Below are 13,829 nucleotides of genomic sequence, written 5' to 3'. Positions count from 1 at the left end.
TATTCCTTTTTAGGAAACGCTAAACGTGTCATTATTAAGATATGGAAAAACCTAATTTAGATTATACCTCAGATGTTTTAGATAATGTCACTCGACATATTTCATGCGAGAACGTCAAATCTTTTCTCTTCGCACAAGGATATTACCACGGCAAGGACCGTTTGATGCAAATGGAGATGTTGCGTCTTATCGCTCAAGGACGCCTGTGTGAGTGCATAAAGGACAGTGAAGAGACTTTCGCCATTGATAAATATATGCGTGAGCTGGGAATTAACCACTTTGCAAAAGAAGAAATTCAAAATATCGATGAAGAGACAAATACGTTATTAACACACTACGTAGATGGAATTAATAAGGCCATCGGTGAAGGCCACCCATTTGAATTTAAGATTCTAGGTCACAGGCCTAGCGAGTGGCGTATCAGTGATACGATTCTAACAATTAAGGCCATGAGCTTTCTAGGACTCGCTCAAGGGCAGCAGGACCTAGAAAAGCTAATCATTCAGTTGCTACAGAATGCTCAAAAACTAAATGACAAAGTTGATCAAGACACTCAAGTAGAGCGTATTAAATCACTTGCAAAGGGTGCACTTGATACGATAACAGATAGTGAAATTAATCTTATCAGCAAGGTCAAAGTTTATAATCCTCTAATTCCTGAAAGCTATAAATTTTTAAAGAATATCCCAAAGATTCAGGCCTCAAATAATTGGGTGTCAAATATGAAGGGAGAGGCCATTCACGCCTGCGATCCACACTTAGAGTGTAATCGCCTACCGGCCATTTGGTATGAGATGAAGGCCAATATCAAAAATGTTGGAAATTTCTTTGGTATCTCGATGCCAGGTGTTCCGGGCTTTGTTATGGGTAGAAGTGATGACACAGCTTTCTCATTCACCTATGGTTTCATGGATATGGTGGACCACTTTATTGAAGAAGTCCGTGATAATAAGTATCGCTTTGAATCGAATCTCTTTGATTTCAAAGTAAGACGAGACCTCATCAAAAGAAAGAAGAAAGAAGATGTCGAACTCTACATTCGAGAAACTCATGCAGGTTTTCTTGAAGTCGATAGTGAAAATAAAAATATCATCGATGGCCACTACCTCTCGATGGCATGGTCATGTCGAAAAAGAGGTGGAGCAAAAACTCTAAAGGCCATCATGGACCTTCTGTATGCTAAGAATGTCGATGATCTTTTCGGTTGTGTTTCTAACGTTGCCATCAGCTGTAATTGGCTCCTGTCGGACTCAAGTGGAAATATCGCCTACCACCAATCAGGGGTTCTACCAAAGAGGGCCCACTCAGGCCTATATCCTGTTGAAGGTTTCTTTAAACAAAATATTTGGCAAGGCTATTACGAAGGTCACCAACTCTATCATTTCAAAAATCCTGATATCAAAATTATTGCGACGGCCAATAACCGTATTCAAAACGAGCAGTTCCCAACTGCAATCAATGCGCCAATGGCATCATATCGTAAGGATAGGATTGAGGAGCTTTTAATTGGTAACAAAGACCACAGTGTTGAGATGTTTAAAACGATGCAATCAGATACCTTCTCAAGACAAGCTGATCTCTATATTAATGTCTTTCATAGTGTTTTTGAAAAGAATGAAATTGGAAAACGACTTCTAGCGTGGAAGAGAAATTATGATGTCGATAATTGTGAAGCCACAATCTTCGAAAATTTCTATCGTACCTTACTAAAAGACTTCTTTAGTGATCACTTACTCGGTGAGCAAGTGACAACATATTGTATGGATGAAACCTCAATCATTGCTGACTTCTACGGTCTATTTGATCGAATCTTTCTAACGAATGATATTGACCATATCTGGTTTAAAGATAGCAAGGAAAAAGAACAGTATATTGAAGCTGCCCTAAATAAGTGCCTTGCAGATGCCCCAAAGAATATGCGCTGGGGAGATAAGAATCGTTATAAAATGAAGCATATTCTTTTTGATGGTAAACTCCCACTATTTCTAGGTTTTGATATTGATAATGTCGAAATTCCAGGCAATCGCTCGACAATCACTCAAGGAGCAGTCTACGAGGCCCACGGAAGAACAACATCATTTGTCCCTTCGTGGAAGATGGTGACAAATCACTCATCTCCAGATGTCTATACCGTATTACCTGGAGGACTTAGTGACCGCAGGTTTTCAAAGAACTACAAAAGTGATGTAAGTAACTGGATTAATAACCGTTATCGCCACAATGTCATCACTAATGGTAAGTGACTAACCTATTGATACTAGGCCTGTAAGCTTTACAGGCCAGGCCCTCCTGTCCCAATAAATTTGCTATAAAGAGAGGATGAAAACTCTATTTGTATCAATTCTAATTGCCACGTCTTTGCCTTTATCTATCATGGCCAAGGAATATCAAAGCTCAGACTTTCAAAGGTCTGCGGCCTCATTTGATAAACAATTACAAGATGCCCTTATGAATTTTGTTTTCGCAACTAAAGACATATCTTATCAAACAACATTTACTCCACGTTATATTGTTCGTTATCACGAAAGAGTAGAGCTAATAAATGAATTCGAAAAACTTGATTACCTTCTTCACTCACATGATGAGGCACTGGAGAAGATAACTTATCATATAAGAAAGAAGAATAATGCCAAGGCCCTAGAGTTAATACGAATTCGTACGGCCAAATATAAAGCAATGCTATCTCTCATGAATTATATGATGATGTCTGGGGAGAATTTTATTTCTGTCTTCTCTGATGACTTTGAAGACATTGATTATTATTCAAAACACTTTGAAAAAGACTTTAAAGAAACAAAGCGCCAATTAAACGATTCAAATCGTTCTCATAATCAAGGTGGCCGTGATCATATGGACCCTCCGTATAATCGCTATAACCTGCGCTTTATTAAGGCCCCGACAATTACAGACTTCTATAATCTTGACAGTGAAATTACTAAGCTTGCAGGAAGCGATAAGGCCCTAAAGGCACTTGTGGAAGATATTAAAGATGATATTGATGAATCACGCCAAGAGCTAACGTCTTTTAAAAGCTTACTAAAAGAAACAAGTTGGAATGCTGGCCGCTACAATATTCTCTATAATATCAAAGAATTTATACTAAAGAGCTTTAGCTATGTTGCCCTTCCAATCAAGCATGCTATCAAAGTAGATGAACTTAAGAAGGTATCTGAAAGAGAGTTTGAGCCTGGAGACATTGGTGCGATCCAACGTTATGGAAAGTTATCTAATCTTGTCTTCAAAGGTAATTGGACCCATGGCCTTATGTTTATTGGCAAGTATTCAAAGTTTAATAATTACTTCAAAGATGACGTTGAAACAAACGAAGTCTTTGCAAAACGTTGTGCTGTCGAACTGATGAAGTGTCATGACTATATGTCATATCTAAGGGAAAAATATCCTGAGTCAATGGATGAATACGAAAAGAGTGAAAAAGAGGGTAGGCCTTACGTAACACTTGAAGGGCTAAAACCAGGTGTTGTCTTTATGGAGCTTGGCCCATCAATGGCATGGGATAATCTTGTTATTCTACGCCCTAACCTCTCAAAAAAAGACAAGGCACTTGCCCTAGAGCGTACTTTTAAAAGTATTGGTAAAAAGTATGATTACTCATTTAATGGTAACTCATACTCACGATTTGTGTGTACAGAGCTAATCCAATATTCATATGAAACAAATCCAAATGAAGATAAGAGCGGAATCGACTGGGATGTTAATCTTGTTATGGGAAAACCTGCCATGTATGGATTTGATCTTGTCCAAACCTTTATCAACCAAGAAGAAGATCCGCAACGTGAGAAACAATTAAGTCTTGTGGTTTATATGAAAGGACTTAATAAGAAAGAGTTAAATGAAAAAAATAAAAGGCCAGAATTTGGCACGGCTAAAAGAGGATCAATTCAAGAATTAAAAGATACATTATAAAAAAAGAAGGCCGCTAAATTAGCGGCCTTTTTATTGATTACTTTGAGATAACAAAGTTTGAAGGTAGTGGAAGTACAGATCCTTTAATATAGATAGGTCTCTTAGATCCCTTCTCTAAACGAGGAGATTCCATGTCAAGTACCTCACTCTTAGCAGCAGCAATTGCATGATCAACAGAAGCTGAAAGAGATAGAATCGCAGCTCTATGGGCACGCTCAGAGTTAACAACACCAGATGTCTTTACCTTTCCAGCTAGGAACGATTTCACATCAACAGTTTCCATGATAATTCTCTTAACTTCAAATGGAGTTAGTTCAGGGTTAATATCAAATACCTTACCAGCAACACCAGCTACATACGGAGCAGCTTGTGAAGTACCAGAAACTTTAATGTACTTATTGCCTGGAGCACTTGAAAGAATCCCTACACCTGGAGCAGCAACGTCAACCATCTTTTCACCGTAGTTAGAGAATGGAGCTAATTGATCATAGTCAATTGTTGCAGCAACTGAGATTTCGTTATTACCTTGGATATTTGTTGGCGATGTTGGAAAAATATCATTATTTAGGCCATCATTACCTGCAGCAAATACGAAAAGAGTATTTGGAGCTGCCTCAAGCATCGATTGAGAGTTCTTAACAAGAGCACTTAGAAAGTACTTTGCATACATATCAACTGTTTCAGGATTTGGTTCTTTCTTCGAAAAAGTTTTCATCACTGTTTCAACAATCATCTTCGCTTGTGGATAACCAGTACCAAATGATCCGTTAGCAACACGTGCTCCATGGTCAGCTACATAGTAAGCAATTTCATTAAACGTCGAAGTTTGTGCCTTTGCTAATTGATCAATCCCCGCCTTAATTAGTTTTTCAACAAAACCACCTAAGAAAGAATTAATGGCAACTTTTTGTCCAGGAAGCTTAACTTCTGTTGGGATAAGTTTAACAGCAAGAATCTTTGCATCGTCAGACTTTTGCGCTGAAATACCAGCAACGTGAGTTCCGTGCATAAAGTTTCCGTAGACAGTCATTCTTTTAATAAAGTCTTGGTCTTGAATAATTTCTCTCATCCAAGTTAATTCTTCTTGTGTAACCGTTCCACGCATCGACTTTTCTTGTAGCTCAAAGAACTTAACCATATCGTCATTTAATGTACCTAGATACTTATAGTCGATAACTTGGTTATTGCTTTCAGCAAAGTTCCATCCATAAACATCATCTTGGTAACCATTGCGATCTTCATCACGGTCATTTCCAGGAATCTCTAGTTGATTGATCCATGCTTTAGGAGCAATTTGCTCGTGCATCATATCAGTACCAGAATCAATAATTGCGATTGTTGCAGCACTTGTTGCACTTGATAGAAGTGCCACTGCTAATATATTTGCTAATATTTTCAAAATTTCCTCCAATGAAATATATTTGAATTTAATTTAAGACTATTATCTATTTTAAAATTTAGATTGCATATGTAAAATGAAGTTAGCTTACAACGTCTTACATAGAACGAATAGAAGAAAACACTGACTTACAGCAGAGGAAAACATGCGTCATTTAACAATTTTCGCCACAGATGTCATAAAAGGTCCCCTATTTGAAGATCTTAAAAAAGAAGGCCACCAAGTCACAGTTTGGGATCGCACGCAAAATGGCACAATTTCAGAAGCTGATATTGTAAGTGGCGCAAAAGATTGTGATGTTCTTATCTCGATGCTTAGTAATAAATTGAGTGCAAAAACTTTAACGCAACTTCCGAAGTTAAAATTAATTTCTCAATACGCTGTCGGCTTTAATAATATTGATATTAACTTCTGTCATGAAAATGGCATTAGTGTAACAAACACACCAAATGTTCTAACCAATGCCACAGCAGAGTTGGCCATGGCCCTTATGCTCTGTAGTGCAAGAAAAATTGAAGCAGCAAGACAAAATGTCATCGATAAAAAATGGGAAACTTGGGAGCCAGCAGGCTTCATTGGTAAGTCACTATTTAACATAAAACACGGAGTAATTGGCGCAGGAAGGATTGGAACTCAATTTGCAAAAATGTGTAAAGGTGCCTTTAATCAAGAAATCATCTACACTGGGCCAAACAAAAAATCAGAAATCGAAGAGACGTGTGAAGCAAAGTACGTCAACTTACAAACGCTTCTCAAAGAAAGCGATATCATTTCAATTCACTGTCCATATAGCGAAGCGACCCATCAACTTATCAATCAAGACGCTTTTAATTTGATGAAAGAAGATATTCTATTAGTTAACACGGCCAGAGGTGAAATCATTGATGAAGAGGCCATGTATCATTTCTTTAAATCGAATAAACAAGCAAGTGCGGGGCTCGATGTCGTTTGCAATGAGCCCTTAAGTGATAACTCTCCCCTACGTGAACTCGATAATATCTTTATCTTACCGCATATTGGTTCGGCCAATGATGTTGCTCGTTCTGATATGGCCCAGCTCATTTTTGATAATATTCAAAACTATGCAAATGGCAAAGATTTAAGAACAAGTGTTTAAGAATTTTATATAAGGTTTACCTAAATTAAGCTGAAGATTTTTTGATATATTTATACATTATATTCATGAATATAAAGGAGTTATTCATGAAAAAAATATTAATAATCGACGACGATCAAGAAATCAGAGACCTTCTAAGGGCCTTATTAGAAAGCAATTACAATATCGTTGAAGCGAGTAATCAGGATGAGGCCATCGCAACGGCCTGGCAAGAAAAACCAGATCTTATTCTCTTAGATATTCTTTTACAAAATGAATCCGGCTTTGAAATTTGCTCGCAATTAAAAATGAATGATGAGCTTAAAGATACACCAATTGTTTTCATTTCATCAAAGAATAATGTCAATACTAGAGTTACTGGTTACCAACTAGGTGGAATAAATTTTATTAGCAAACCATTTGAACCTTCAGAAGTGAAAAGTATTATTAGCACAACACTTAAATCTGTTAACAATGAGAATGCTCTTGAGGTGATCAATTACCGGGATATTGCATTAAATATCCCATCGCAAGAAGTAAAGATTCGTGGAGAAAGAATTCATTTCACTTCTTCTGAATTTAAAATCATTCATCTTCTTTTGAAGAATGAACAAAGTGTTCTTGCACGAGAAAAGATACTTAATCATATCGCACCTGATAATCACAAGGTTAACGATCGTATGATAGACACTTATATTAGCTCCATTAGAAAGAAGATTAAGAATTCTAATTTCATTATTAGGAGCGTCTACGGTGAAGGCTATAAAATTCAAGAGGTATCACTGTAAGTCGCATCGACTTACAGGCTCCTCAAATAACATCTTACTTAATTGAAATTAAGTAAAATTTAGACGACTTGTCCCTATGCAAGTACTTAAGTCAACTATACTGTCATTATGAAAAAGCATATCATGGTTATTGACGACTGCTACGAAACTGCCAAGCTCCTTGCCACTAGCCTCGAGAATACATTTAATTCACATGTTCGCTTTCATACAAATCCTTTTAAGGCCATTGAAGATATACAAACAATTAAGCTTAATCGTGGAGAAAAGCTCTATATAATCTGTGACTATATGATGCCACAAATGGATGGTATCGAGCTCTACGACGAAATCTCACTACTTGATAAGGAAATGAGTTTTATTCTAATAACAAACGAAAATGATAGCCAAGTTATCGAAGAGGCCGCACGTAAAGGAATCGATCTTTTTATTTTAAAACAACAAGGATTTGATGTCGTTATTAATCAAATTAATAAAATTATTAATGATGAAAATAGACTAGGCCGTGACATCATTGAGGTCTTTGAGGTAAGTGATATTGTCCAGGGGTATCGGGTCATTGAAAAGGATCATAAACACTTAAAGCTTTTAACTAAGGAAGAAATTCCAAAGAATGCCATCATAAAACTAGAAGGGCACTCTTCTCGTGCCCAAATCTATAAAGTCGATAGTTGTAAAATCGTTGAAAATAATATCGAAGTTGAATGCAGCCCCGTTAAGGCCTCATAAGTCTCACTCTGTGGCCAATGACAATCGCAATAATTAAGAAAAGGCCTGCAAGCATGTTGCCGCCACTTCCATTATTAACATCTTCAATTGTCCCACAAGCTCCACCACTACTTTTACCACTACTATAGCTGTCATTAAGAGCGGCCGTACCACCAACTAAGACAGGATCACTATAGCGAAAATTGGCATTTGCAGTTGTTGAGAAGGCCAGAGATACAGCTTCATAGGCATCAACAGCACCCTTAGCACAAGAGCTGCGATCACAATAGAAACTCACTGCTGTTTTTGTGATGATATCTCTAACTTGATCTGGATAGAGAGAAGGATTTGCTTGAAAGATCATGGCAGCAGTTGCTGAAATAAATCCTGCGGCCATCGATGTTCCATTCATACGAGAAAAGACTGCTGTCCCCTGTGTTGCCTGTCCACTATTAACTGTCGATAGAATACTATCTCCAGGTGCGGCGATATCGACAATTCGTCCATAATTTGAATACGATGAACGAGCACGAGTTGTACCAACGGCACCAACTCTTAGAACACCTCGACAATTAGATGGTGTGTAGAATGAGGCATCAGCGTTTGAGTTTCCAGTTGCCACAACAACCACAACACCCTTAGAGCGAGCAAAGTCAATTGACTCTTGCATATAGCGACTACAGCTTCCTCGTGCGCCAAGTGACATATTAACAACACGAGCAGGATTTGGATTTGCAGGAACACCTGAAACACTTCCTCCAGCGGCCCACCTTAGAGCATCTGCAATATCTGAAGTTAGTCCACCACAAGCTCCAAGAACTCGCACAGGTACTAGATTAATATTCTTAGCAGCTCCGACAACACCGTAGCTATTATTGGCACGAGCTCCAATAATTCCGGCCACGTGAGTTCCGTGCCAAGTTGAAGGACTTGTACCAGAGTTACAAGCTGTCGAAGGAGAGCCATAATCCCCTTCGTCATTTGGGTTACTGTCACGCCCGCCACCATCTCTTGAATTATCAGGATCAGAGATAAAGTCATAACCCCCAACCACATTTGAATTGAGATCAAAGTGATCTGTAATTCCAGTATCAATGACTGCGACATTAACTCTTGCATCACTTTCAGAAGTTGCATACTCGCGAGCATGATAGAAAGTATTGTCTAGATAATTAGAGAAATGCCACTGACTCGGATAGTAGGTGTCGTTGTACTCTCCACCATTAGCAAAGAGTCTTAAGTCTTCTTCGACGTATTCAACATCGTCGCTAAGAGCGTAAGAAGTAAATTGTGAGCTTGGATTAATTTTTGATTTTTCGACACTGCCGTCTTTGTATTTGATGATGAAGTTGGCCGAAATATTGGCCGCACTGAAGGCGGCCAAAGCAAGTACTAAAAGTCGCATACTCAATCCTTGAGTTCTTTTATCTTGTTTATAAAGATAGGCCCTTGGCATCCTGCCTGAGGCATCTGCCATATAATAAGCACAAACCGTGCCAATTGTTCATGTTAGGATATCAGCTACATCCCACGATTCACCTGTCAAAATGACACACACTAGGGCCAATTTGCGAAGATTTAGGTGTCAGAATTGTGACTTAAATAAAATTTAAATTAGCTTAAATTTAATTGGATTCAATTAAGGTAACTTTCCAACGACGATTGTCAGGATCAGTTATAAAGAAGAATTGCACACCTTCGTGCACAAGTATTTCAGGAATTTTTTCATTTGAAAGAATATTGAGATTCTCGCCAGAGCTTTCTAGTCGGTAGTTTACGAATTCGACCTTCTTTTGAAGCTCGATCAATTCATCGTAATTATCAACGACAAAATCAAAGACAATATTATTTCCAACTTGCGCAAGTTTTGGACGTTCAACGACAAGGAAACGAAGATCATCATTAAAGACAACTACTGAGTCAGACGCACCTTCAACTTCAAGATCAAAAACCTCACTTAAAAAAGTGGAAGTTAAATGAGCATTTGAGCTAAATAAAACGATATGACCTAATTTCATCTCTTAATTATCGCGGGCCTTTTCGATATCGTCAATGATAGCACCGATTTTTAGGACATATTCCCCATCACATTTATCATCTTGGCAGTGAACAACACGATTGCAGCTTTGCTCAGTATCCCATTCAAAATCATCATGGCCACGAATAAGAAGCCCCACCATCTGATTACTCTCTTTTGAGTAAACTGGGCCACCACTATTGCCACCAAAGGCATCAAGATTAGTTATATAAAATAGAGGATCAATATCTCTAACAAAACCATTATATGAATACTTTGATAAGAAGCCATTTGGATGCCCGATCATATAAACTTCATCAGAAACCTTTAGCTCTTCTTGCTGAACCTCGACAGGCCTTCTTCCACCCTCAACAGGGCGATCAAGCTCAATAAGGGCATAATCAAAGGTCTTATCACGGCTTTGATGATAAGCTAGGATATTCTTACAATTATAAACTTGAGACTTAACAAAGTACTGAGTCGCTCCATCACTTCCTAAATCAGATCTTGCATCAAAGATAAAACTTTTGCGATCACATGCTAACTGAGCGTTTTGAATACAGTGAGCGGCCGTTAAAACCTGCTTAGGCCCAACTAATACTGCACTACACTTTCCGTATGCCTTTTGACTTAAGAACTTTTCTTCGCCCTCACAAAGTCTAGCTGTCTTCTTAAAATCAACACCAGTGACAGAAAATAAGCGGTCATCTATAACCTCTTCTAAACTCCAGCGATTTACTATAATAGCACTTGAATGTGAATTAACCTTAGCGCCAGGATTGTGAACAAGTGTGCCCGAGGCAACATCCACAATATCAAGCTCTCCATAGATGGCCTTGTCCAAGTTATTGATGAATTCAGACATTTGACCTAAGGTCGGCGAAAAATAAGCAGACACATTAAGTGAGATGAAAAGAGTAGTAAGTGAAAGAAGAAATCTTAATCTGTTCATTTTGGCCCTTGATAAAACAATGTTCATATATATAGGCCAAAATGCTAATAAACACGAGTCTTTAGGTGATTTTTGTAATATTTCCAACCTCATGAACGCGAAAGATCAACTCCTCTACCTTATTAAAATCACGTGCAAACTGATTCAGAAACTTCCAGTGAGGTACTTCACTGGCGGCCAAAAGGGCTTGTTTATCACCATCCATCTCAGGCGACTCTTGTAGAACAAGGTGTCTTAGAAATGACTTCTTCGAAATTCCAATAAGCCACCGCTTAGAAATCTGCGCAATCTTATGCAGACTCTCCAGAAGTTCTAAGTTTTGTTCAGTGGTTTTAGAAAAGCCAAAACATGGATCCAAAAAAATGCGCCCTTGATTAATTCCCGCTTTCTCAAACTTTTTAAGCCCTTGTTCAAAAAAGAGCTTTAAAGATTCAACACCTAATCCAGGATCAAGATACTTCATATGATCTAGAGTCTTATCGCGACTTGGAACGAGCGTATGGCACAGGACATAATCCACTGATGGAAAATCGAGTAAGAGCTTAAGACACTCATCATCAATAACACCTGAAACATCATTCCAAATAATATGTTCAAATTGATGCGCATACTTTTCCAAGAATGCCTTCATCGTTTGAGGTTTATAAGTATCGATAGAGATTGTTCTAAAACTTCTAAGGCGTTCAATGTGTTCTTTGAAGTAATGATCTAGTCTCTGCCATTCTTCATTAAAAGAAATTGGATCATTGAAAGGAGCACTACTTTCTGCGCCAATATCCAATGAATAATTGGCCGTTTTAAATTTTTGTAATTGCTTGTCCTGATAGTCTTGATTGAGATTTAAATGGCCATCAGAGAAAGAATTAGGGGTAGCGTTCACTACCCCTAAAAAAGATATTTTAGTCATTTTTGATTATGCTAATTTTGGGTCATCAATCGGCTTTGAAACGTTGGCCTCACCTGCTGGCTTTTGGGCCGCTGATTGTTGAGTACTTACTTCTTCAACAAGAGGTACACCAATATCTTCACCTGCAATTAATGCTTGAATTTGCTTAGAATCAAGAGTTTCCCAAACAATTAGGCCTTCAGCAATTCTATCAAGAGCATCACGATGATCAGTTAAAATCTTCTTAGCAAGCTTGTAGTTCTCATCAAGGAAGCGAGTGATTTCAGTGTCGATTTCACGAGCTGTTTCCTCAGAGTAGCCAACACCTTCACTTGGAGCAGTTGATCCAAATGGAGAGCTACCTGGCTGATGGAAGTTACGAGGTCCCATTTTAGAACTCATTCCCCATGAACAAACCATGCTTGAAGCAAGCTGAGTTGCACGTTCAATATCGTTTGAAGCACCATTTGAGATTTCGTTAAATACGATCTCTTCAGCAACACGACCACCCATTAGGAAAGCAATGAAGTTTTCTGCTTTTTCAAGAGTTAGGTTGTGCATATCTTCATTAGGAAGAGTTTGAGTTACACCTAAAGCTCCACCACGAGGCATGATTGATACCTTGTGAATAGGATCTGTCTTTGGAAGATTCATCCCAACAAGAGTGTGACCAGCTTCATGATATGCAGTTACTTTCTTCTCAAGATCTGAAAGTACCATCGACTTTCTCTCAGGCCCCATAAGAACCTTATCTTTAGCTTGTTCAAAGTCAATCATTTGAAGAACTTTCTTACCGTAACGAGCAGCAAATAGCGCAGCTTCGTTAACTAAGTTTGCAAGGTCTGCACCAGTGAAACCAGGAGTTCCCTTTGCAATAACTTCAAGATCAACAGCTGTATCAAGTGGAGTTTTCTTAGTATGAACTTTTAGGATTCCAAGACGTCCACGAACATCTGGAGGTCCAACCGTTACACGTCTATCAAAACGACCTGGTCTTAGAAGGGCCTTATCAAGTACGTCAATTCTGTTTGTTGCCGCAATAAGGATAACACCTTCATTTGATTCAAAACCATCCATTTCAACAAGAAGTTGGTTAAGAGTTTGTTCACGCTCATCGTGTCCACCACCCATTCCGTGTCCACGGTGGCGACCAACAGCATCGATCTCATCGATAAAGATAATACAAGGAGCGTTCTTCTTACCTTGTTCAAATAGGTCACGTACACGAGATGCACCAACACCTACGAACATTTCAACGAAGTCTGAACCAGAGATCGAAAAGAAAGGAACACCAGCTTCACCAGCAACAGCTCTTGCAAGAAGAGTCTTACCAGTACCTGGAGGACCTACAAGGATAACACCTTTAGGAATCTTACCACCTAGGTTAGTGTATTTCTTTGGATCTTTAAGAAAGTCGACAACTTCTTCTAGTTCTTCTTTTGCTTCTTCAACACCAGAGACATCTGAGAAAGTTACTTTCTTGTCATGTGGTGAAAGCATACGCGCCTTAGATTTTCCAAAACTCATGGCCTTTCCACCACCAGCTTGCAGTTGGCGAAGGAAGAAGATGACAATGAGGAATAAGAAAATCATCGGTCCCCAGTGCAGCAAGAATGTCGTGATAACATTTTGTTTCTCTTCTGCTTCGTACTCTGGGTAGATTCCGTGCGACTCTAAAATTTTAAAAGTTTCGGCCCCTGTCGTTCCTGTTGCTTCAAACCAAGCACCATTCTCATAGCCGTCCTTAAATTTACCTAAGATCTTGTCCTTACCCTTAAGTACAACCTTATCAACATGCTTACCTTTAATTGCACTTACGAAGTCCGGGTATGTCACAGGCTTATAAACCTGGCGGCTTTCAGAAGAAATTTTAGCGATGGCCGCAAACATAAGGATTAAGATAATCCATAGGAGGAGTGTTTTGTTTTGTCCTTTCATTAAAATCCTTTTTAATTAATTTTCACATTAACTATTTAATCAAATATTCACTAACTAATTACAATTCTTAATAAAATATAAAGCTACATTGTAACCTTATAGTTATTAAAATGGTATCATTTTC

Annotated in this window: 11 protein-coding genes; 5 read left to right on the top strand and 6 right to left on the bottom strand. The window is 38.4% G+C overall.

The window, feature by feature from the left end:
* Positions 1–41: 41 nt before the first annotated feature.
* The gene (locus ABMA79_RS11895; protein WP_393092793.1) at positions 42–2,243 is read left to right on the top strand and encodes a penicillin acylase family protein; all 2,202 of its coding nucleotides are present in this window, start codon (positions 42–44) and stop codon (positions 2,241–2,243) included.
* A gap of 76 nt (positions 2,244–2,319) precedes the next feature.
* Positions 2,320–3,924: a hypothetical protein gene (locus ABMA79_RS11890; protein WP_393092790.1), complete on the top strand. Its 1,605-nt coding sequence runs from the start codon at positions 2,320–2,322 to the stop codon at positions 3,922–3,924.
* Positions 3,925–3,961: 37 nt separating this feature from the next.
* Here ABMA79_RS11890 and ABMA79_RS11885 read toward each other — a convergent pair whose 3' ends face one another.
* Positions 3,962–5,323 carry a S8 family serine peptidase gene (locus tag ABMA79_RS11885; RefSeq protein WP_392860647.1) on the bottom strand — a complete coding sequence of 454 codons (1,362 nt, stop codon included), beginning with the start codon at positions 5,321–5,323 and terminating at the stop codon, positions 3,962–3,964.
* Between the two features lie 145 nt (positions 5,324–5,468).
* Between ABMA79_RS11885 and ABMA79_RS11880 the strand changes: the two genes are divergently transcribed.
* The 3 genes from ABMA79_RS11880 (at position 5,469) to ABMA79_RS11870 (ending at position 7,933) form a co-directional block, all read left to right on the top strand.
* On the top strand, positions 5,469–6,440 hold the full coding sequence (locus tag ABMA79_RS11880) for a 2-hydroxyacid dehydrogenase (protein ID WP_393092787.1): 972 nt from the start codon (positions 5,469–5,471) through the stop codon (positions 6,438–6,440).
* A gap of 86 nt (positions 6,441–6,526) precedes the next feature.
* Positions 6,527–7,207, top strand: coding sequence for a response regulator transcription factor (locus tag ABMA79_RS11875; RefSeq protein ID WP_392860644.1), 681 nt, complete (start codon positions 6,527–6,529; stop codon positions 7,205–7,207).
* A gap of 108 nt (positions 7,208–7,315) precedes the next feature.
* Positions 7,316–7,933 carry a response regulator gene (locus ABMA79_RS11870; protein WP_392860642.1) on the top strand — a complete coding sequence of 206 codons (618 nt, stop codon included), beginning with the start codon at positions 7,316–7,318 and terminating at the stop codon, positions 7,931–7,933.
* On the opposite strand, the gene ABMA79_RS11865 is transcribed toward ABMA79_RS11870, so the two are convergent.
* From ABMA79_RS11865 to ftsH, 5 genes are all read right to left on the bottom strand, one after another.
* Entirely contained in the window at positions 7,920–9,317 is a 1,398-nt protein-coding gene (locus ABMA79_RS11865; protein WP_393092784.1) for a S8 family peptidase, read from the bottom strand. The genes ABMA79_RS11870 and ABMA79_RS11865 overlap by 14 nt on opposite strands.
* A gap of 220 nt (positions 9,318–9,537) precedes the next feature.
* Positions 9,538–9,930, bottom strand: a complete 393-nt coding sequence (locus tag ABMA79_RS11860; RefSeq protein WP_392860639.1) for a hypothetical protein — start codon at positions 9,928–9,930, stop codon at positions 9,538–9,540.
* Between the two features lie 3 nt (positions 9,931–9,933).
* Positions 9,934–10,881 carry a trypsin-like serine peptidase gene (locus ABMA79_RS11855; RefSeq protein ID WP_392860637.1) on the bottom strand — a complete coding sequence of 316 codons (948 nt, stop codon included), beginning with the start codon at positions 10,879–10,881 and terminating at the stop codon, positions 9,934–9,936.
* 61 nt (positions 10,882–10,942) lie between these two features.
* The gene (locus tag ABMA79_RS11850) at positions 10,943–11,761 is read right to left on the bottom strand and encodes a dihydropteroate synthase (protein WP_392860635.1); all 819 of its coding nucleotides are present in this window, start codon (positions 11,759–11,761) and stop codon (positions 10,943–10,945) included.
* Between the two features lie 33 nt (positions 11,762–11,794).
* Positions 11,795–13,705, bottom strand: a complete 1,911-nt coding sequence (gene ftsH, locus ABMA79_RS11845) for an ATP-dependent zinc metalloprotease FtsH (protein WP_392860634.1) — start codon at positions 13,703–13,705, stop codon at positions 11,795–11,797.
* Between the last annotated feature and the right edge of the window lie 124 nt (positions 13,706–13,829).

It is taken from the genome of Halobacteriovorax sp. HFRX-2_2 (genome assembly GCF_043196705.1).
In the GTDB taxonomy this organism is placed as follows: domain Bacteria; phylum Bdellovibrionota; class Bacteriovoracia; order Bacteriovoracales; family Bacteriovoracaceae; genus Halobacteriovorax_A.
The sequence above is the reverse complement of the archived record's forward strand: the minus strand, read 5'-3'. Positions and strand labels throughout refer to the sequence as shown.

What these genes read in the sequence shown, in the direction of transcription:
- ABMA79_RS11875 (WP_392860644.1), top strand. Translation starts at nt 6,527, where the DNA reads ATGAAAAAAATATTAATAATCGACGACGATCAAGAAATCAGAGACCTT.
- ABMA79_RS11870 (WP_392860642.1), top strand. Translation starts at nt 7,316, where the DNA reads ATGAAAAAGCATATCATGGTTATTGACGACTGCTACGAAACTGCCAAG.
- ftsH (WP_392860634.1), bottom strand. Translation starts at nt 13,705, where the DNA reads ATGAAAGGACAAAACAAAACACTCCTCCTATGGATTATCTTAATCCTT.
- ABMA79_RS11880 (WP_393092787.1), top strand. Translation starts at nt 5,469, where the DNA reads ATGCGTCATTTAACAATTTTCGCCACAGATGTCATAAAAGGTCCCCTA.
- ABMA79_RS11895 (WP_393092793.1), top strand. Translation starts at nt 42, where the DNA reads ATGGAAAAACCTAATTTAGATTATACCTCAGATGTTTTAGATAATGTC.
- ABMA79_RS11855 (WP_392860637.1), bottom strand. Translation starts at nt 10,881, where the DNA reads ATGAACAGATTAAGATTTCTTCTTTCACTTACTACTCTTTTCATCTCA.
- ABMA79_RS11890 (WP_393092790.1), top strand. Translation starts at nt 2,320, where the DNA reads ATGAAAACTCTATTTGTATCAATTCTAATTGCCACGTCTTTGCCTTTA.
- ABMA79_RS11860 (WP_392860639.1), bottom strand. Translation starts at nt 9,930, where the DNA reads ATGAAATTAGGTCATATCGTTTTATTTAGCTCAAATGCTCATTTAACT.
- ABMA79_RS11865 (WP_393092784.1), bottom strand. Translation starts at nt 9,317, where the DNA reads ATGCGACTTTTAGTACTTGCTTTGGCCGCCTTCAGTGCGGCCAATATT.